The organism is Streptosporangium sp. NPDC000563, assembly GCF_040299985.1.
Lineage (GTDB): Bacteria > Actinomycetota > Actinomycetes > Streptosporangiales > Streptosporangiaceae > Streptosporangium.
The window spans coordinates 465,990-484,956 of record NZ_JBEPDA010000003.1 but is presented as its reverse complement, the minus strand read 5'-3'; the positions used below and the strand labels follow the sequence as shown (position 1 = coordinate 484,956).

The 18,967-nt window shown below is 69.9% G+C and carries 14 protein-coding genes and 2 rRNA genes; 9 read left to right on the top strand and 7 right to left on the bottom strand.

What is annotated here, in order from left to right:
• Together ABT352_RS12840 and rrf are read left to right on the top strand one after the other, a co-directional pair.
• Nucleotides 1-89, top strand: a 23S ribosomal RNA gene (locus ABT352_RS12840); the annotation flags it as partial.
• Between the two features lie 135 nt (nt 90-224).
• Nucleotides 225-341, top strand: a 5S ribosomal RNA gene (gene rrf / locus ABT352_RS12835).
• A 139-nt stretch (nt 342-480) separates the two neighbouring features.
• On the opposite strand, the gene ABT352_RS12830 is transcribed toward rrf, so the two are convergent.
• From ABT352_RS12830 to ABT352_RS12815, 4 genes are all read right to left on the bottom strand, one after another.
• Nucleotides 481-1,728 carry a phosphodiester glycosidase family protein gene (locus tag ABT352_RS12830; protein ID WP_350944823.1) on the bottom strand — a complete coding sequence of 416 codons (1,248 nt, stop codon included), beginning with the start codon at nt 1,726-1,728 and terminating at the stop codon, nt 481-483.
• A 353-nt stretch (nt 1,729-2,081) separates the two neighbouring features.
• Entirely contained in the window at nt 2,082-2,477 is a 396-nt protein-coding gene (locus ABT352_RS12825; protein ID WP_350944822.1) for a cupin domain-containing protein, read from the bottom strand.
• Between the two features lie 9 nt (nt 2,478-2,486).
• Entirely contained in the window at nt 2,487-4,112 is a 1,626-nt protein-coding gene (locus tag ABT352_RS12820) for a PucR family transcriptional regulator (RefSeq protein WP_350944821.1), read from the bottom strand.
• 195 nt (nt 4,113-4,307) lie between these two features.
• Nucleotides 4,308-5,093 (bottom strand): TetR/AcrR family transcriptional regulator, encoded by a 786-nt coding sequence (locus ABT352_RS12815; protein ID WP_350944819.1) that lies wholly within the window; start codon nt 5,091-5,093, stop codon nt 4,308-4,310.
• Nucleotides 5,094-5,147: 54 nt separating this feature from the next.
• On the opposite strand from ABT352_RS12815, the gene ABT352_RS12810 reads away from it, so the two are divergent.
• From ABT352_RS12810 to ABT352_RS12790, 5 genes are all read left to right on the top strand, one after another.
• On the top strand, nt 5,148-6,659 hold the full coding sequence (locus tag ABT352_RS12810; protein ID WP_350944817.1) for an MFS transporter: 1,512 nt from the start codon (nt 5,148-5,150) through the stop codon (nt 6,657-6,659).
• 381 nt (nt 6,660-7,040) lie between these two features.
• Nucleotides 7,041-8,339: an aspartate aminotransferase family protein gene (locus ABT352_RS12805; protein WP_350944816.1), complete on the top strand. Its 1,299-nt coding sequence runs from the start codon at nt 7,041-7,043 to the stop codon at nt 8,337-8,339.
• Entirely contained in the window at nt 8,336-9,841 is a 1,506-nt protein-coding gene (locus ABT352_RS12800; protein ID WP_350944815.1) for a CoA-acylating methylmalonate-semialdehyde dehydrogenase, read from the top strand. Before ABT352_RS12805 ends, ABT352_RS12800 begins: the two co-directional genes overlap by 4 nt.
• A gap of 152 nt (nt 9,842-9,993) precedes the next feature.
• A complete protein-coding gene (locus ABT352_RS12795; protein ID WP_350944813.1) occupies nt 9,994-11,232 on the top strand; it encodes a type 2 periplasmic-binding domain-containing protein in 1,239 nt (412 codons plus the stop codon).
• A gap of 198 nt (nt 11,233-11,430) precedes the next feature.
• Complete coding sequence (locus tag ABT352_RS12790) at nt 11,431-12,666, top strand: saccharopine dehydrogenase family protein (RefSeq protein ID WP_350944811.1); 1,236 nt, start codon at nt 11,431-11,433, stop codon at nt 12,664-12,666.
• 160 nt (nt 12,667-12,826) lie between these two features.
• On the opposite strand, the gene ABT352_RS12785 is transcribed toward ABT352_RS12790, so the two are convergent.
• Both ABT352_RS12785 and gabT read right to left on the bottom strand, forming a co-directional pair.
• Nucleotides 12,827-13,069, bottom strand: a complete 243-nt coding sequence (locus ABT352_RS12785) for a hypothetical protein (protein ID WP_350944810.1) — start codon at nt 13,067-13,069, stop codon at nt 12,827-12,829.
• Nucleotides 13,070-13,597: 528 nt separating this feature from the next.
• On the bottom strand, nt 13,598-14,950 hold the full coding sequence (gabT, locus tag ABT352_RS12780) for a 4-aminobutyrate--2-oxoglutarate transaminase (protein WP_350944809.1): 1,353 nt from the start codon (nt 14,948-14,950) through the stop codon (nt 13,598-13,600).
• Nucleotides 14,951-15,048: 98 nt separating this feature from the next.
• Here gabT and ABT352_RS12775 point away from each other — a divergent pair, with 98 nt between their 5' ends.
• Nucleotides 15,049-16,509, top strand: a complete 1,461-nt coding sequence (locus ABT352_RS12775; protein ID WP_350944808.1) for a PucR family transcriptional regulator — start codon at nt 15,049-15,051, stop codon at nt 16,507-16,509.
• 8 nt (nt 16,510-16,517) lie between these two features.
• Here ABT352_RS12775 and ABT352_RS12770 read toward each other — a convergent pair whose 3' ends face one another.
• Nucleotides 16,518-17,147 carry a TetR/AcrR family transcriptional regulator gene (locus ABT352_RS12770; protein ID WP_350944807.1) on the bottom strand — a complete coding sequence of 210 codons (630 nt, stop codon included), beginning with the start codon at nt 17,145-17,147 and terminating at the stop codon, nt 16,518-16,520.
• A gap of 211 nt (nt 17,148-17,358) precedes the next feature.
• Between ABT352_RS12770 and ABT352_RS12765 the strand changes: the two genes are divergently transcribed.
• A complete protein-coding gene (locus ABT352_RS12765; protein WP_350944806.1) occupies nt 17,359-18,786 on the top strand; it encodes an aldehyde dehydrogenase family protein in 1,428 nt (475 codons plus the stop codon).
• Nucleotides 18,787-18,967: the final 181 nt, after the last annotated feature.

Here is an 18,967-nt window from a genome sequence, read left to right as displayed (position 1 = left end):
CCCGGTAGACGACCGGGTTGATAGGCTGGAAGTGGAAGCGCAGTAATGTGTGGAGCTGACCAGTACTAATAGGCCGAGGACTTGACCACAAAGCATTGTGCTTGGTCTGTTGCAGCGCTCTGTCCCTTCGCCGGGTCCGGAGCAGCGCCAGGCCAGGGATTGTGCCCGCGTCCACTAGGCAATTCTGAGACAACAAACGGTAGTGTTTGTGTGTTTCATAGGGTTACGGCGGTTATGGCGAAGGGGAAACACCCGGTTACATTCCGAACCCGGAAGTTAAGCTCTTCAGCGCCGATGGTACTGCACCGGGGACGGTGTGGGAGAGTAGGTCACCGCCGGACAATCTTTCACGTAGGGCCCTCACCGTTGGTGGGGGCCTTTCGTGCTTTCCAGGGGTCCTTTCTTTTCAACAGATCCCGAATAACGGAGAAGCCCCGGCCTTCCAGGACCGGGGCTTCTCCGTCACACTGCTGTTTCCCGTCAGGGGGTGATGAAGAGACCGTCACCCACGGTTCGCTCCGCGCCGTCCGAAGGCCGGTTCACGGGCTTGTGGTTGACGACCATCACACTGGAGCCGCCGCCGTCGAAGTTGATGGCCTGCTTGGCTCCCAGCCACCGCATCAGCTGGGCGGCCTCCACCATCGAGGCGCCCACGCTGACTCCGGGGTTGCGTCCGTCGACCGTGGCCAGGATGAGCCCGCCCGACTTGTCGACGCCGACCATCGTGCGTGGGTGACGCCGGAGCATCATGTTGATCGAGGCGTGCCCGTCGGCCGCCGCGGTGATGCGCACCCGGCCGTTCCTGACCAGCCCGACCCCGCCGCCCATGATGTGTGTCTCCGGGGTGAGCGGTATGGCCCGCTGCGTGCGCAGGTCGATGACCTTCCCGTCCACCTTCATCCAGGTTCCCTGCCCGTGCTCCTGGAGCCAGACGGCCGCCAGGCCGGTGCCGTGGAGCAGGTAGGTGCCCCGGGCGACGATGCCGCCGGCCTGACGGACCTTGATGACCCTGCCGTCGGCGGCGTTGACGACGACCTCGATGCCGCCGTCGGCTGCTGTCTTGCCGCCGAACTCCTCGGTGTAGAGGACGAGCTCTTCGGCCCCGGCGGCCCGGTTGATGCCGTTGATCTCGGCCTTCGTTCCGTCGGAGGAGATCGCGGTGACCGTGGTCTTCAGTTCGGTGATCCGCGCCTTGCGGCCCTGGGTGATGACGAGACCGCTGCGGCCCGGCACGGCCTCGCTGAGGAGCCTGCCGCCCACGACGGACACACCGACCGGGTCGCCCTGGAGAGCCTTGGCCGTGTGGATGTTGAAGAAGCCGCCGTTGACCCCGGCGATGGCGCCGGCCAGCTTCGACATCGAGCTGGTGCTCTCGCGCTTGGCCACGCTCTTGCCGACGCTCGTCTTGAAGGATCCCTTGAACAGCTTCGGGTTGACCATCAGCACGCGCATGTCCCAGGGGCCGGTGGTGTCTGTGCCGTCGTCGCCGAGATAGTCGGTCTTGGCCCGGACACCGGCTGCCTTGAGCTCCTTCACGACCTTGTCGGCCTTGGCCCGCTGGCCGAACGACCACAGGCCGGTCCTCACCATGTAACGCTCCACGGCGGGAGCGTCCGAGGCGGCGGGCTGCACGATTCTCAGAATTTCAGGGGCGAATCCGGCGTCCTCCATCGCCTGGGCCACCGTCTGTGCGGTGACCAGGGAACCGGCGTCATGCCCGTTGGGCATAAGAGCGGAAACTGTCCACCCTTGGGTGGATTTGCCGTGTTTCACACTAAAAAGGGTAATTCCCGGTGCCACGCTCTGCTGCTGCTTCACCGGCGCCATGCTCACACCCAGCGGGAACGCGGAGGAGGGAAACCCGACACTCGCCTGTTTCGCCTCGGCGGGAACCGCCACGGCGGTGAGTGTCAGGGTCATCAATCCGGCGACAAGGTGTCGCGACATGTGCATCTCTCCCCGTTGGTCTCCGATTTCGTGAACCATCGTGCCGAGATCTACGGGTCAAGGGGAGGCAAACGGGTGAAACATCCCAAGAAAGTGTTGTTGCTCACGCTGGAGGTCCCGCGTACCTGATTCCGTCAGCCCACGCAGTGGTACACCTTGCGCAGCGTCTCGTGGACGATCCAGACGGTCTTGGCACCCTCGGCGAGCAGGCAGACCGATCCGGGCACGAGCTCCAGGGTGGCGCCGCCGTCGACTTCCAGTGTGGCGCGGCCGGACAGGACCACGAACATCTCGTCACGTTCCACATCGACGACCGTGCCCGGTGTGATCTCCCAGATGCCCCGGCTCTGCCTGCCGTCCGGTGAGGACCACAGCTCGATCGACGAGACGCGCGGAGAACCCGCCAGGATCTGGTGGGGCTCCAGCTCTTCCGGTGACAGCCGCACGTCGTCGGTGGGGACGGAGAACGCCCCGGCGGCGGCGACCATCCGGGTCAGATCGGCGGTCTCGGGAACGAAGATCTCGGGCATGGGGACCTTTCAGGAACGGGGACTGTCTCTCCGGAAGGACTCCAGGGCCAGGAGGGCGACGTGGAGGGAGAGACAGGATTCGACATCGTCCAGATCGGTGTCGAGGACGCGCTCCAACCTGCGGAGACGGTCGTAGAAGGCGGGTCTGGACAGATGGGCTCTCTGGGCGGCGACGGCCTTGTTGCGACCCGAGTCGAGATAGACCCGCAGGATCCCGGTGAGGTCGCCGCCGCGCTGGGCGTCGTGGGCGAGCAGCGGTCCGAGCTCGCGCTCCGCGAAGGTCTGCAGCCGGGCGTCGTCGCGCAGAAGATGGAGCAGTCCTCTCAGGCGAAGGTCGGGCAGCCGGTAGAAGGCGCGGCCGTCGGGGTGTCTGACGGCCACGTCGGAGACCTGCTCGGCCTCCAGGAAACTTCTCCGTACGTCGCGGATCGACTCGACCAGAGAGCCGGCGGCGAGGACGAAGGGGACGGTGAAGGCCGCGCGCAGGTGATCGGCGAGCGTGGTCAGCGCGGCCTCGGGGAGGACGCGCGGCGGAAGGGGGAGCAGGACGCCGACCCGATTCTGGTCCAGGGCGCCGACGAGGGCGGGAAGGCGGGCCTCGCGGCAGGCGGCGGCGGCCGCGTCCGCCAGCTCGCCGAGTTGGATGAGCTGCTCCTGGCCCTCCAGCGGCTTGTCCGCGGGCTCGGCCAGGCGGAGCACCACGCTGATGAGCTTGCGTCCGGTGAGCGACACACCGACCGCGCGGGCGCGTGCCGCGGCCTCCTCGGGGTCGGCGTACGCGTGGGTGAGGATTCCGGTGATGATCGTGCCGTGCGCCTGACGTTCCAGTGACTCCTGGTGGCGCTCCAGCAGGCGGCCCAGGGCGAGGGTGGTCGCGGCGCGCTCGGCGAGCACGATGTCGCGCGGCCCTGGCTCCGTGTCGCAGAGGATGATCAGGCGCCCCCAGTCCTGGCCGCGTGCGCCGACCATGGTGACCAGCCAGCCGGAGGCGGCGTCGTAGGCGGTGCGCAGGTCGGGCGCGACCGCGCGGGAGCGGGTCTCCCAGCCCGCGAGCAGGGAGCCGGTGTCGCGGCCGGCGGTCTCGCAGGCCAGCACCTGGTGGGCGAGGTTCTCCAGCAATGCGGGGCGCCCGGACAGCCTCGTCACCTGGCCCAGGACATCGGCCGGAGAGGCGCCCTCGACCGACAGCTCGGTGAAGACCTCGTGCAGCTGCTCGGAGGCGCGGAGCTCCTCCAGCTGGATGTCGATGATCCGGGCGTGCACCGACTCGGTGATCTGCACGAACGGTGTCTCCCTGGCCAGGGTGACCAGAGGCAGGCCGTGCTCCTCGGCGGCGCGGACCACGGCGCCGGGCAACTCCCCGATGAACTTGCGGCCCAGTTCCACGATCAGTCCCGAGGCGCCCACGGCGACGAGCTCGGCGATGTAGTCGGCGAGCTTGCGGGGATCGTCGGGCAGGGCGATGCCGGTGGTGAGCACGAGCTCGCCTCCGCGCAGCAGGTGCGCGATGTCGGTCACCTCGCCCACGTGCACCCAGCGCACCCGGCTGTCCAGCCGGTCGGCCCCCGCCACGACCCGTGGATTGCCCCGACGGACGGTGTCCAGGGCGAGGACGTCGGCGACGGTAGGGAGCACGTGTCGAGAATATCCGATCAGCATGTAAGCGCGAGGGGGTCACGCTTTACAGCCTGTTTGCCCCACCCTCCCCGCCACCTGCTTTCCCCCGCGAGCGCGGTCACCGCTCGGCTCCTGTGGGGGCGGTCCAAGGATCGAAGACCCGTGCCGCGGCGGCCCTTACTCCATCGCCACCCCTCACCCGCTCTTGCGTGCCTACCGGCGCGACTCCCTGGTTTCCTCGATGTCCGCGCCGGGTGCCGAGTGGCTCCGCGGCGCCAGAGGCGGGGTGGCGCGGTTCAGGCGGGCCTCCAGTCCGTCGAGGAGGCAGGTCAGGCCGAACTCGAAGTTGAGCGCCCTGGCGGAGTCGACGTCCACGCACCGGTACTCGGCGTAGCGGGCGGCCAGCTCGGGGTAGTCGGCCGCCGCCTTCTCCACCACGGGCTGCAGGGCCTCGTTCAGTTCGTTGGAGTCGAGGCCCGCCTTGGCGGTCATCGCCCGCCAAGAGATTTCGGGCGCGGTGACCCCGAGCACGTACGCCAGAAGCGTCGAGGCGGCGTGGTCCTGGTCGAGGCCGCGGAACCCGGCGTGGTCGAAGGTGGCGACGAGCCGGCTCATCATCCGCATCGCGTTGGGGCCGATGGCGGGGGTGGTCCCGATGTAGCTGATGACCCAGGGGTGTGCGAAGAGCGCCTGGCGGATGGAGTACGCGAAGGAGGAGGCGACGTTGCGCCAGGTGGTCTCCCGGACGTCCGGGATGTCGAACTCGCCGTAGACCTCGTCGAGGACCAGTTCGAGCAACTCGTCCTTGTTCGCCACGTGCCAGTAGATGCTGGTCGTCCCCGAGCCGAGCTTGGCGCCCAGGCGGCGCATGCTCAGTGCGTCCAGCCCTTCGGCGTCGAGCAGCTCCATCGCCGTGCGCACGATCTGCGTGCGGCTGAGGGTGGGACTCTTCGCGGTGCGCCGCTCGCGGGTCCAGACGGAGCTGAATTGCTGTTCCACTCCTCAAGCATAAATCTTGTGGCACGCTGTTCGAGTTTATCGTACGGTGTGCGAGTGGAATCGAACGCTGTACGAGTCGAACGTGATCCGAGGCGCTGGTGGATCCTCGGAGTGCTCTGTCTGAGCCTGCTTGTCCTCGTGGTGGACAACACCGTCCTGAATCTGGCGATCCCCGCCCTCATGGTCGATCTGGGGGCGAGCCCGGCCGACATCCAGTGGATCATCGATGCCTATGTCCTGGTCTTCGCGGGGCTGCTGCTCACCTCCGGCAGCCTGTCGGACCGCTACGGTCGCAAGCGCTTCCTGATCATCGGTCTGGTGTTGTTCGGCGGCGCCTCGCTGCTCGCCGTGCTGGTCACCGAGCCCTGGCACCTGATCGGCGCCCGCGCGCTGATGGGCGTCGGCGGCTCCATCCTGATGCCGAGCACCCTGTCGATCCTGATCACCGTCTTCGACGACGAGGAGCGCCGCAAGGCGATCGCCGCGTGGAGCGCGGTGGCGATGGTCGGCGTGATCGCCGGTCCCACGCTGGGCGGCTTCCTGCTCGAACACTACTGGTGGGGATCGATCTTCCTGCTCAACGTGCCGGTCGCGATCGTCGCCGTGATCGCCGCGGCGCTGCTGATGCCCGAGTCGCGCGGTCCGGCGAGAAGGCTCGACCCGGTCGGTGTCGTGCTGTCCACGACCGGCATGAGCGCCCTCGTCTACGTGGTCATCTCCGCGCCGACCGCGGGCTGGACCTCGGCGGAGTCGCTGGTCGCCGCAGGGCTGGCGGTGGCGGCGCTGGGGGCGTTCGTGATCTGGGAGCTCAGAACGGAGCACCCGATGCTCCCGCTGGAGCTGTTCCGCGACCGGAACTTCAGCGGGGCGTCGTTCTCGATCGTGCTGATGTCGTTCGGCACGGGAGCGCTGCTGCTGATGCTCACCCAGTACCTGCAGTTCGTGCTGGGCTACAGTCCGATGCGCGCCGGTCTCGCGCTGCTGCCGTACGCCGTGGCCGCCGCGGTGTTCAACGGGGTCGGCGCCGCGCTGGGGCAGAAGGTCAGCAACCGGATGCTGGTAGCCGTCGGCCTCGCCGTGATGGCCGGCGGGTTCGGGGTGCTCGCCGTCATGACCGCCGACACCGGGTACGGCCTGCTGATCACCGGTCTCATGCTCATGGGGGTCGGCGGGGGCCTCGCGGGACCCGCGGCCTACGCGACGCTGATGGGGGCGGTACCGCCCGCGCACGCCGGTGTCGGGTCGGCGCTCAACGACACCGTCCAGCAGGTCGGCATGGCGCTGAGCGTCGCCGTGCTCGGCAGCGTGCTGGCCGGGGTCTACACCGCGTCGATGCCCGACGACGCCCCGGCCGCCGCGCGCGAGTCGATCGGTGAGGCGCTGCGACTGGGGGACGGGGGAGTGATCGAGACCGCGCGCGAGGCGTTCGTCTCGGCCATGTCGTTCGGCTCCTGGGTGGGGGTCGGCTTCACCCTCGCCGCCGCCACGCTGGCGTTCCTGGTGCTGCGCCCCGCGCCCGTGTCCGGGGCCGGTACGGAGGAGGGACTGGTGAAGTCGGGGAGCTGAGAGGTCGTCCAGGCCGTCGGCCCCGTGCGGCTCGCGCCACGCCGAGGACGGCGCGAGCCGCCGGGGGCCGGGACGGGGCTCAGGTCGCCCGCGCTCCGGCGTGGGACGCGAGCCGGACGGGCTCCGCCGCGGGATGCGAGGTCGCCGTGGGATGTGAGCCGCACGGGTTCCCCGTGCCGCACGACCGCGTCAGGGACCTTTTCCCGGCGAAGCGGACGACCGCCTTCTGTGCCATTCAGTGCCCTTCTGTGTCCCGCGCGACCCCGCTGCCCCGGTGAGGGTGATCCTCACGGGCCGAGCCTGACAGTGTGCAGGGTTTGGTGGCGATATGCCGACATATTGTAGGTATGAGCGATGGCCCTGAGAGGCGATACTCGATGTATGTCGGACCTCCTTGCGCGCCATCGCGCGGTAATGCCCAACTGGCTGGCCCTTTACTACGACGAGCCCATCGAGATCGTCTCGGGCAAGGGAAACCGCGTCGTCGACGCGTCGGGCAAGAGCTATCTCGACTTCTTCGCGGGCATCCTGACCAACATGATCGGGTACGACGTGCCCGAGGTGCGCGAGGCCGTCGAGCGGCAGATCGCCACCGGTGTGGTGCACACCTCCACGGTCTACCTGCTGCGCGGCCAGGTGGAGCTGGCCGAGAAGATCGCGAGGCTCTCCGGCATTCCGGACGCGAAGGTCTTCTTCACCAACTCCGGCACCGAGGCGAACGAGACCGCCCTGCTGCTGGCGACCTACGCGCGTAAGTCCGACCAGGTGTTCGCCATGCGGCAGAGCTACCACGGCCGTTCCTTCGGAGCGGTCAGCGTCACGAGCAACCGCGCGTGGAAGAACAACTCGCTGTCACCGCTGAACGTGCACTTCCTGCACGGCGCCGACCGGCATCTCACCCGGTTCCGCGGCCTGTCCGACGCCGACTACATCGCGGCGTGCGTCGACGACCTGCGCCACGTGCTCTCCACCGCCGTCGCCGGGGACGTGGCGGCGCTGATCGCCGAGCCGATCCAGGGGGTGGGCGGTTTCACCATGCCTCCCGACGGGCTGTTCGCCGCCTACCAGGAGGTCCTCGACGCCGAGGGCATCCTGTTCATCTCCGACGAGGTGCAGACCGGCTGGGGGCGCACCGGCTCGGCCTTCTTCGGCATCCAGAACCACGGCGTCACGCCCGACATGATGACCTTCGCCAAGGGGCTGGGCAACGGCTTCGCGGTCGGTGGCGTCGTCGCCCGCGGCGACCTGATGGACAACCTCCACGCCGTGGGACTGGCCACCTTCGGCGGCAACCCGATCTCCATGGCCGCCGCCAACGCCACCCTGGACTACGTCCTCGACCACGACCTGCAGGCGAACGCCGCGAGGACCGGCGCCCTGATCATCGACGGGCTCCGTGCGGCGGCGCCGAGGCTGCCGATCGTCGGCGACGTCCGCGGCAAGGGCCTGATGTTCGCCGTCGAGCTGGTCGACCCGGCGACCGGCGAACCCTCGCCGGCCCTCGCCACCCGGTTCATGGAGGAGACCAGGAAGTCCGGCCTGCTCGCGGGCAAGGGCGGCCTGAAGGGCAACGTGCTCCGGATGGCCCCGCCGCTCACCCTCTCCCTCGACGAGGCCGCGGACGGCCTCGGGATCATCGTCAGCGCGCTCGAAACCATCAACGCCGAGGTCGTCTCGTGAAGAACGTCACCCACTGGATCGGCGGAGGCCCCGTCGAAGGCTCCGACCGTACTTCGGAGATCTTCGACCCCGCGACAGGGGAGGTCGCGGGCCGCGTCCACCTCGCGTCCGTGGGCGAGGTGGACGCGGCCGTGGCCGCCGCCGTCGAGGCATGGCCCGCGTGGCGGGACGCCTCGCTGGTCAAGCGCTCGCAGGTGCTGTTCCGCTTCAGGGAGCTGATGTACGCCAACCGCGACGAGCTGGCCCGCCTCATCTCCGAGGAGCACGGCAAGGTCCACTCCGACGCGCTGGGCGAGGTCGCGAGGGGCCTGGAGGTCGTGGAGTTCGCCTGTGGCATCCCGCACCTGCTCAAGGGCGGTTTCTCCGAGGGCGTCTCCACCCGGGTCGACTCCTACTCGATCCGGCAGCCGCTGGGCGTCGTGGCCGGGATCACCCCGTTCAACTTCCCGGCGATGGTGCCGATGTGGATGTTCCCGATCGCGATCGCCGCGGGCAACGCCTTCGTCCTCAAGCCGTCGGAGAAGGACCCCTCGGCGTCGCTGCTGATGGCCGCGCTGTGGAAGGAGGCCGGGCTGCCCGACGGCGTCTTCAACGTCGTCCAGGGCGACAAGGTGGCGGTGGACCGGCTGCTGGAGCACCCGGACGTGCGCGCGGTCTCGTTCGTCGGGTCCACGCCCATCGCGAGGTACGTCTACGAGACCGGCACCTCCCACGGCAAGCGGGTCCAGGCGCTCGGCGGCGCCAAGAACCACATGCTCGTCCTGCCCGACGCCGACCTCGACCTCGTCGCCGACGCGGCGGTGTCGGCCGGTTTCGGCTCGGCGGGGGAGCGCTGCATGGCGATCTCCGTCGTGCTCGCCGTGGACCCGGTCGGGGACGAGCTGGTCGACAAGATCGTCTCTCGGGTCTCCGCGCTCACCGTCGGTCCCGGCGGCGACCCGTCCTCCCAGATGGGGCCTCTCGTCACCGGGGCCCACCGCGACAAGGTCGTCTCCTACCTCGACCTGGGTGTTTCCGAAGGCGCGAAGCTCGTCGTGGACGGCCGCCTGACCCCCGTCCTCGGGGGCGGTGCCGCCCAGGACACGGCCGGATTCTGGCTCGGCCCCACGGTCCTCGACCACGTGGCCGCCGGCTCCCGGGTCCACCGGGAGGAGATCTTCGGCCCGGTCCTGTCGATCGTCCGCGTCTCCTCGTACGAGGAGGGTCTGGAGCTGATCAACGGTGGTGAGTTCGGCAACGGCACCGCGATCTTCACCAACGACGGCGGCGCGGCCCGGCGTTTCCAGAACGAGGTGGAGGTCGGCATGATCGGCATCAATGTGCCGATCCCGGTGCCGATGGCCTTCTACAGCTTCGGTGGCTGGAAGGCGTCGCTCTTCGGGGACACCCACGTCCACGGGGCCGAGGGCGTGCACTTCTACACCCGGGGCAAGGTCGTCACCTCCCGATGGCTCGACCCGAGCCACGGTGGCGTCAACCTCGGCTTCCCGACCAACGGGTAGCCTCCGACCCGCGAGGCCCGCGCCCCTCCTGCCGGGGCGTGGGCCTCGCGTCTTCTTCCCGCCCCTTTCCCGGTGCGACATGCGGACACCCGGGACGGGCGCGGGCCGGTAGGCTCCCGGGCAGGTCGGTGGCGATGTCGGGAGGAGACCTCGTGGGCCTCGTGGGCAGGGACAGGCTTCGCCTGGCGCGGCTGGGAGCGCTGCTCGGAGTGGGCGTGCTCGCGCTCGCCGCCTGCGCCCAGGCGGGGGCCACGACCACGGCGAGGCCGATGCGCGGCCCCTCGTCCTCCGCGACACCCGTCACCCCCTCCGCGACGCCCACCGCCGCGACCCGTGCGGCCACTCCGAGCCCGACGCCTTCGCCGTCCATCGGCGAGGGCGAGGGCACGCTGCGGGTGCTCACCTTCCAGGGGTACGTCGAGTACGGCGGGACCAGTTCGCAGGTCAACTGGCTCACGCCCTTCGAGCGGGAGAGCGGCTGCGTCGTCAAGCTCGACCGGGTCCGTACGAGCGAGGAGATGGCCGTCAGGTTCGCCACCGGCGCCTACGACGCCGTCTCACCCGCCCCCGACCTGGCGGGGCTGCTGGTGGCGCAGGGGAAGGTGGCGCCGCTGGAGACGGCGTTGGTCGACGACTACCGGCGGATCCCCAGGCGGCTGCGCGAGCTGCCCGGCCTGCGCGAGGACGGCAAGGTCTACGGCATCCCCTACCTGTGGGGGGTCAACCGGGTCCTCTACGAGGAGGGCAGGCCCGAAGGGCCGTCGGCGCTCTACGAAACGTCCTCCGCGGCGATCAGGAACAGCCCGCTGAGCATCGCCGACGCCGCGCTCGCCCTCGGCGGGAGGCGTCCCGGGTCGAAGACCGAGGATCCGTTCCAGCTCACTTCCGCGCAGCTCGACGCCGCCCTGAGGCTCCTCGCCGAGGGCGAGGGTCCCGGCCGGGTTTACTGGGACGGCTCGCTCGACCTGGTCAGGGCCCTGTCGGCGGGACCGGTGCGGATCGCCCAGGCCCTCCCGTACCACCTGGACCTCTTCCGGCGCGCGGGCCGGCCGATGAAGGCGCTGGAGGGGGTGCCGATGACCGGGTGGGTCGACTCGTGGATGCTCGCGGCGAAGCCCGCCAGCCCCAACTGCGGCTACCGGTGGCTGAACTGGGTGAGTTCGGCGTCGGCGCAGCGCCCCGCCGCGGCCTGGACCGGGCTGGCCCCGGCCAATCCGGAGGCGTGTGGCGGTCACGCCCGCCGGATGTGCGAGATCTACCACGTGCGAGACAGCCGGTGGCTGCGCGATGTCGTCTTCGCCGCCCGCCCGACGCGCGATTGCGGGGGTCGTGGTGGGGAATGCACCGATTACACCGAGTGGGCGGAGCGCTGGAAGCAGCTCCTGAAGTGATCGGTTTCCCGCCGGTCCGAGCGTGAAGGGCCGCGGGCCCGTCCTTCCCTCCTCGTGACACTCGTCTCCAGCCATGCCCGCATATCTCGCGTTTGGCCGCGCTTTTCGTTGTCGTGATCGTGTTTGGCGATGGATTCGGTGGGAAAATCATGGTCTCGATATCGACTGGTTGACCAGTCAGTGGGTAGTCTGGTCGCCATGAGAATCCTTCTTGTTGGAGCGGGCGGCGTCGGTTCCGCCGTCGTGCCGATCGCCGCACGCCGAGATTTCTTCGAACACATCGTGGTCGCCGACTCCCAACAGGACCGGGCCACCGCCGTCGTGGCCAGGATCGCGGACCCGCGCTTCAGTGCCATCGGACTGGACGCCTCCGACCGGGCGGCGGTCGAGGCCGCCCTCGCCGAGCATCGCTGCGACGTGCTCTTCAACGCCGTGGATCCCCGCTTCACCATGTCCCTGTTCGAGGCGGCGCTCAACGCCGGGGCGCACTACCTCGACATGGCGATGTCGTTGTCGCGACCGCACCCGCGCAGGCCGTACGAGCTGACCGGGGTGAAACTCGGCGACGAGCAGTTCGCCCTCGCCGAGGCCTGGCGGCGGAAGGGCGGCCTGGCGCTGGTGGGGATGGGGGTGGAGCCGGGGCTCGCCGACGTGTTCGCGCGCTACGCCGCCGAGCACCTGTTCCGGAGCATCGAGGAGATCGGCATCCGCGACGGCTCCAACCTGGTGGTCGACGGCTACGACTTCGCGCCGACGTTCTCCATCTGGACGACGATCGAGGAGTGCCTCAACCCGCCGGTGATCTGGGAGAACGGCGGCTGGCACACCACCGAGCCGTTCAGCGAGCCCGAGGTGTTCGACTTCCCCGAGGGGATCGGGCCGGTCGAGTGCGTCAACGTCGAGCACGAGGAGGTGCTCCTCGTGCCCCGCTACATCGACGCCAAGCGGGTGACGTTCAAGTACGGCCTGGGTGAGGAGTTCATCGGGGTCCTGAAGACCCTGCACAAGCTCGGCCTGGACAACGCGGACAAGATCAAGGTGGGGGGAGTCGAGGCCTCGCCGCGCGACGTGGTCGCGGCCAGCCTGCCCGACCCGGCCACCCTCGGCGACCGGATGCGCGGCAAGACCTGCGCCGGGACCTGGGTGAAGGGTGTGGGCAAGGACGGCCGGCCGCGCGAGGTGTATCTCTACCACGTGGTCGACAACGAGTGGTCGATGCGGGAGTACGGCTGCCAGGCCGTGGTCTGGCAGACGGCCGTGCACCCGGTGGTCGCCCTGGAGCTGCTGGCCACCGGTGCCTGGTCGGGCAGTGGCGTGCTCGGCCCCGAGGCGTTCGACGCGGTGCCCTTCCTGGAGTTGCTCAACGCCTACGGCTCGCCGTGGGGCATGCGCGACGAGAGCGCCGAGAGCGCCGAGACGCTCCTGTCCGCCTGAGGGCCTCCCCGCCGTCTCCTTGGCTTACTTGGTAAAGGCGTTCCGGGGATTCCGGCCGCATCGGCTTCGCGAGGGTGATCAAAGTGCCGACGGAGGCCGCGGCCGTACCGGTGATCAACCGGTGCGGGGCCGCGGACTCGCACCGGTTGTCGAGAAGAGCTCAGAAGAAGGCCACGCGCCGGGGCCGGGAGCGGGCGTCGTCCTGCTGCGGCAGCAGCGCGTCGGCGCACTCCGGGCAGGCGAAGAGGGCCGTGCCGTCGGGGAGGCGGCCGATCCTGGTCCGCGGGCGAGGCCACTTCTTGTGGCAGGCCACGCAGGCGTCGCCCTCACGCTGGGTGCGGGTCAGTCCGTCGGGATCGAAGGTCATCGTGGCGTGTGCCGTGCTGGGCGGCCTCCAGTTCATCGTGTTCCTTTCAGCGCGGAGACCCCGCCTTGAGGCGTGGGAAGGAAACGCGGCAAGGCGCCGTACGGGTTGGTGGTATGCGCGTGCGGTGGCGATGGCCGAGCCGCCTGCGCATACCCGCACCACCCTCGCCGCCGGGCCGGCGGCGAGAGAAAACGCCTGTGGAGCCGGGGTAGGACCTCAGAGGGGAGAATTTCTCTCCTGGCGGGCAACTGGCGGTGAAGCGGGAGACCCACCCCGTGCGGGTTGGAATCCCCTGGCTTCGGTCGTGGGGAGGAAGCCGATCACATTCCTCCAGCGTGGTGACTTCTTGTTCTCTCCCGTGGCTCGGCCGCGAGGAGGACGTCGGCACGTTTCCTGTCTTGATCGCGTACTTTCATATCGGAACCGTTATAACGCGGTCACGACCCGTGATCGCTGTGGCGGATGTCAAGCGGTGGTTAAATCACGGCCTACATGCGGGCCGTATAGCGGCAAAAGGGACACTCGGCATCAAGCCGGGTGCCCCTTTTGGTGCGTTCTAAACAGTCAGGCCTCGTTCACGGCCTTCTCCAGGATCGCGAGCCCCTCCTCCAGGAGGTGATCGGGGATGACCAGTGGCGGCAGGAAGCGCAGCACGTTGCCGTAGGTGCCCGCGGTCAGCACGAGCAGACCCTCCGCGTGACACCTTTTCGCGATCTCGCCCGCCGCCGTGGGGTGGGGCTCGCCGGTGCCGGGCACGACCAGCTCGATGGCGATCATGGCGCCCCGGCCGCGTACGTCGCCGATGATCGGGTTTCTCCTCGCCATGGCGCGCAGCCGCGGAAGCATGGTCTCGCCGATGCGGCGGGCCTTCCCGATCAGGTCGTCGGCCTCGATGGTCTCCATCACGCCCAGCGCGGCCTCGCAGGCGAGCGGGTTGCCGCCGTAGGTGCCGCCCAGCCCGCCGACGTGGACCTTGTCGAGGATCTCGGCGCGGCCGGTGACGGCGGCGAGCGGCAGGCCGCCCGCGATGCCCTTCGCGGTGACGATGATGTCGGGCACGATGCCCTCGTCCTCGCAGGCGAACAGGTGGCCGGTACGGCAGAAGCCGGTCTGCACCTCGTCGGCGACGAAGACGATGCCGTTCTCGCGGCAGAACTCCAGGATCCTCGGCAGGAAGCCCTTGGCGGGCTCGATGAAGCCGCCCTCGCCCGCGATCGGCTCGATCACCACGGCGGCGACGTTCTCGGCGCCGATCTCCTTGGTGATCTGGTCGATCGCCTGGGCCGCGGCCTCCTCGGCGCAGTTCTCCGGGCCGGTGGGCCAGCGGAACGGGTAGGCGAGCGGTACCCGGTAGACCTCGGGCGCGAACGGGCCGAAGCGGTGCTTGTAGGGCATGTTCTTGGCCGTCAGCGTCATCGTCAGCAGGGTCCGGCCGTGGTAGCCGTGCTCGAAGACGACGACCGCCTGGCGGCCGGTGGCGTGGCGGGCGACCTTGACCGCGTTCTCCACCGCCTCGGCGCCGCTGTTGAGCAGGAAGGTGCGCTTCTCGTGGTCACCGGGGGTGATCTCGTTGAGTTTCTCGGCGACCCGCACGTACGACTCGTACGGCGTGATCATGAAGCAGGTGTGGGTGAAGTCCGCCACCTGCCTGCTCACCCGCTCGACGACGCGCGGGGCGGAGTTGCCGACACCGGTCACCGCGATGCCGGACCCGAAGTCGATCAGAGAGTTGCCGTCGGCGTCGACGACGACACCGCCCCCGGCGTGCGTCACGAAGACGGGCAGCGTGGTGCCGATGCCCGGTGGTACGGCGGCCTGCTTGCGCGCGAGCAGTTCGCGGGACCTCGGGCCGGGAATCTCGGTGACGAGGCGGCGCTCCTGCGGAAGCGAGGGGCCGCCCTCGGTGACGGTGCTCATGATGTGAAGCTATGTCGCCGATGCCGGTGTGCCGATGATGCACTATGGCAAAATTGCGAAGAGCAGAATAGACATAACGTACAAAAAAGGGGGTGGGGATGGCGCCGACGCTGAACACCGTCGTACGGCGACTCGCCCTCGGGCTCGTGGTCCTCACCGGGCGGGAGGCGCTCGACCGGCCGGTGCGCTGGGTGGCGGTCAGCGAGCTGGAAGATCCCACCCCGTTCCTCGAGGGCGGCGAACTGGTTCTGACCACGGGCATGCGCCTGGACGCCCGCAACGCCGGACCCTACGTCGAGCGCCTGGTCGCCAGAGACGTCGCCGGACTCGGGTTCGGCGTCGGACTCGGGCACGAGACGATCCCCGAGGCGCTGGTCGAGGCCGCCACGCGGGCCGGGCTGCCGCTCGTCGAGGTGCCGCGCGACACCCCGTTCGTCGCCATCGGCAAGGCGGTGAGCGAGCTGATCGCCGCCGAGCAGTACGACGAGCTCAGCAGCGCCTTCGCCGCCCAGGGCCGCCTCACCCGTGCCGCGCTGCGCCCGGAGGGCCCTCGCGCGGTGATCGACCGCCTCGCCCGCGAGCTGGGCGGCTGGGCGATCCTGCTCGACGAGGCGGGGGCCGTACGACATCTGGCGGGCAGAGGCGCCGCCGCGGCGGCCGGAGACCTCGGCCCCGAGCTGGAACGGCTGAGAAGGATCACGAGTCAGGGCGCTCCCGCGAGCGTCGCCCTCTCCTCACCCGAGGAACACGTCATCGTGCGGCCACTGGGAGCCCGTCGGGTGAGGGGATTCCTCGCCGTCGGCATCGGCCGGTCCTTCACCCCGGTCGCGCACACCGTGGTCAACGCCGCCGCGTCCCTGCTCACACTCGCCGTCGAGCACGGCGTGGAGCACCTGGCCGCCGAACGCCGGGTCCGCTCCGCGGTGCTGCGGCTGCTGCTGGCCGGGCAGCCGGAGGCCGGGCGCGAGACGTTGGAGCGGCTGGGGGAGCGGCTCGCCGGCGAGCCGCTGGTGGCGATCGCCTGCGCCGGTGAGCCGGAGGCGGTGCTCGAGGCCGCGGGGGCCGAGTTCGCGGCGGCCGACGGCGACAGGGTGGTCCTGCTGGTCCCGCCCGCGCGGGCCGACGCCGTGGCCGCGACGCTCGGCGAGTACGGCCCCGTCGGGGTCGGAGAACCGGTGGGTCTCGACGACCTGCGCGAGGGACTGGAGCAGGCCGACCGGGCGCTCGCCGCGGCCGGGCGCGGCACCGCGCCGGTGGCGCGCTTCGCCGACCTGGCGGGGCAGGGGCTGCTCTCCCTGCTCGACCCCGGCGTGGCGGAGGCGTTCTCCGCCGCGCTGCTCGCCCCGCTCAGGGAGTACGGCTCGCGTGCGGATCTGCTCGGGTCCCTGCGCGTCTACCTGGACTGCAACGGTCACTGGGACGCGGCGGCGCAGCGGCTCGGGGTGCACCGCCACACTCTGCGCTACCGCATGCGGCGGGTGGCGGAACTGGTCGGACGTGACCTTGAGGACCCCGCCGTCCGCGCCGAACTCTGGGTCGCCCTCGCCGTCGCCAGGTGAGGGCGGGATCAGTCGCGGTCGACGACCAGATAGCGGGAGATGACGGCATAGGTGACCGTTTCGTAGGTGGCGCTGTCGCGCAGGTGCCCGGCACGTTCCAAGCCGATCGCGCCCTGGGCCGCGGCCCACACGGCGTCGGCGATCTTCCTGGGCTGGGTGGGGACGATGTATCCCGCCGAGATGCAGTCCGCGATCACCCGATCGACGATGTTCAGCGCCGCGCGGGCGAGGGTCCTGGCCCGCTCGCTCGGCACGAAGCCGGGGATCGCGCGCTCGAACATCAGGGCGTAGTAACCGGACTCGTCCAGCGCGGCCTCCCGGTAGACGGGACCCAGCGCGATGAGGTGCTCCAGGGCGTCCTTGCGCGAGGGCACGGCCTCCAGACGGCGCCGGAAGCGTTCGAAGCCTTCCAGGTACAGCGCCTCGGCGAGGCCCTCCTTGCTGCCGAACATGGTGTAGACGACGGTCGTCGAGCATCCCGCCTCGGTGGCGATGCGGCGCATCGAGAGGCTCTCCGGCCCGATGGTGACCAGCAACTGGCTGGCGACGTCGAGCAACCTGGCACGAAGCTCGTCCTGAGATGCCCGCTCACCGACAAGGTAGGCGCCCTGAAGGCCGCGCGGCGCCGAGGAGGTCATGCGCCCACGCCCTTCCGCTCTCATCGTCATCCGGTGACTTAGCCACGGTGAAGATCATTCAAACCGGTGCCTTGTAAGGAATATCCCCGATTACCCCTGTTTTCGTTACAGGGCACGGGCGGGCGGTTTTATGCGGAACGGCGTGCCGTCGCGAGGCTGTTGTGCGGAGTGGAGTAAGGCCGCTCCCATGCCGGTGACATAGCGTCTGGATATGGACGTGCGCCCCTTCTGGCTCGCCGGACGCCCCGCCAAGGGCGAGACCGAGCTCACCGTGACCAACCCGCATGACGGTCGCGTCGTCGCCGTCTGCTCCGTGCCGACCGACGGCCAGGTCGAGGAGGCCGTGGCCGCCGCGGCGGCCGTGCGGAAACAGGCCGCCGCGCTCCCGATCCACGTACGGGCCGAGGCCCTCGCGCACGTCTCGCGTCGCCTCGCCGAGCGCGCCGACGAGATCGCCGCCCTGATCACCGCCGAGAACGGCAAGCCGATCTTCTGGGCCCGCGGCGAGGTCGGCCGGGCGATCTCCACCTTCAGGTTCGCGGCCGAGGAGACCCGCCGTCTCGGCGGCGAGACCGTGCGCCTGGACACCGAGGCCGCCTCCGCGGGCCGCCTCGCCTACGTCTCCCGGGTCCCGCACGGCCCGATCCTGGGCATCAGCCCGTTCAACTTCCCGCTCAACCTGGTCGCGCACAAGGTGGCCCCGGCCATCGCCGTCGGTGCCCCGATCGTCCTCAAGCCCGCACCGGCGACGCCGGTCTCCTCGCTGGTCCTGGGCGAGATCCTGGCCGAGACCGACCTGCCGGAGGGCATGTTCTCCGTGCTCCCCGTGTCCAACGACCGCGCCGGTGCCCTGGTCGAGGACCCGCGCCTGCCGGTCGTCTCCTTCACGGGTTCGGCCCCCGTGGGGTACGCGATCATCGACCGGGTCCCGCGCAAGCACGTGACCCTGGAACTCGGCGGCAACGCCGCCGCGGTCGTGCTCGCCGACGCCGACCTCGACTGGGCCGCCTCGCGGATCGCGCTGTTCTCCAACTACCAGGCCGGTCAGAGCTGCATCGCCGTACAGCGGGTGATCGTCGAGGCGTCGGTCCACGACGACTTCGTGGCCCGGCTCGTCCCGGCCGTCGAGGCCCTGGTCACCGGTGACCCCGCCGACGAGAAGACGCAGGTCGGTCCCCTCGTGTCGGCCGAGGCCGCCGAGCGCGTGGAGCAGTGGGTCGGCGAGGCCGTCTCCGCGGGCGCCCGCCTGCTGACCGGCGGCACCCGCGACGGCGCCACGTTCGCGCCGACCGTGCTCGCCGACGTGCCGGCCGACGCCAAGGTCTCCCGCGAGGAGGTCTTCGGCCCGGTGATGGTCGTGCAGAAGGTGTCCGGTGTGGACGAGGCGTTCGCCGCGGTCAACGACTCCAGGTACGGCCTTCAGGCGGGGGTGTTCACCCGCGACCTCGACCACGCCTTTCGCGCCAACCGGGAGCTGGAGGTCGGCGGTGTGATCATCGGTGACGTGCCGTCGTACCGCGCCGACCAGATGCCGTACGGAGGGGTCAAGGACTCGGGTGTCGGCCGCGAGGGACTTCGCTCGGCGATCGCGGACTTCACCTACGAGAAGGTGATGGTCCTCACCGGCCTCACCCTCTGACGGGCCGGGGCCCGACCCGCGCGCCGTCGATCCGCCCTTTCGAGGCTCATCAGGGGCACCGGCCCGAACTTTCGACGGGCCGGTCCCGGCGCCACGGGCCCGGTCTTCCGCGGCCGGTTCCGGCTCTCGGTGCCGTCGAAGCGGCCTTGCGACGCTCTCGGCGCGGTCTCCGCGCCGAGGT

Excerpts from the sequence above, each read along its gene's own strand:
- ABT352_RS12830 (WP_350944823.1), bottom strand. The coding sequence starts at position 1,728 with ATGCCCAACGGGCATGACGCCGGTTCCCTGGTCACCGCACAGACGGTG.
- ABT352_RS12825 (WP_350944822.1), bottom strand. The coding sequence starts at position 2,477 with ATGCCCGAGATCTTCGTTCCCGAGACCGCCGATCTGACCCGGATGGTC.
- ABT352_RS12805 (WP_350944816.1), top strand. The coding sequence starts at position 7,041 with ATGTCGGACCTCCTTGCGCGCCATCGCGCGGTAATGCCCAACTGGCTG.
- ABT352_RS12790 (WP_350944811.1), top strand. The coding sequence starts at position 11,431 with ATGAGAATCCTTCTTGTTGGAGCGGGCGGCGTCGGTTCCGCCGTCGTG.
- ABT352_RS12785 (WP_350944810.1), bottom strand. The coding sequence starts at position 13,069 with ATGAACTGGAGGCCGCCCAGCACGGCACACGCCACGATGACCTTCGAT.
- gabT (WP_350944809.1), bottom strand. The coding sequence starts at position 14,950 with ATGAGCACCGTCACCGAGGGCGGCCCCTCGCTTCCGCAGGAGCGCCGC.
- ABT352_RS12775 (WP_350944808.1), top strand. The coding sequence starts at position 15,049 with ATGGCGCCGACGCTGAACACCGTCGTACGGCGACTCGCCCTCGGGCTC.
- ABT352_RS12770 (WP_350944807.1), bottom strand. The coding sequence starts at position 17,147 with ATGACCTCCTCGGCGCCGCGCGGCCTTCAGGGCGCCTACCTTGTCGGT.
- ABT352_RS12765 (WP_350944806.1), top strand. The coding sequence starts at position 17,359 with ATGGACGTGCGCCCCTTCTGGCTCGCCGGACGCCCCGCCAAGGGCGAG.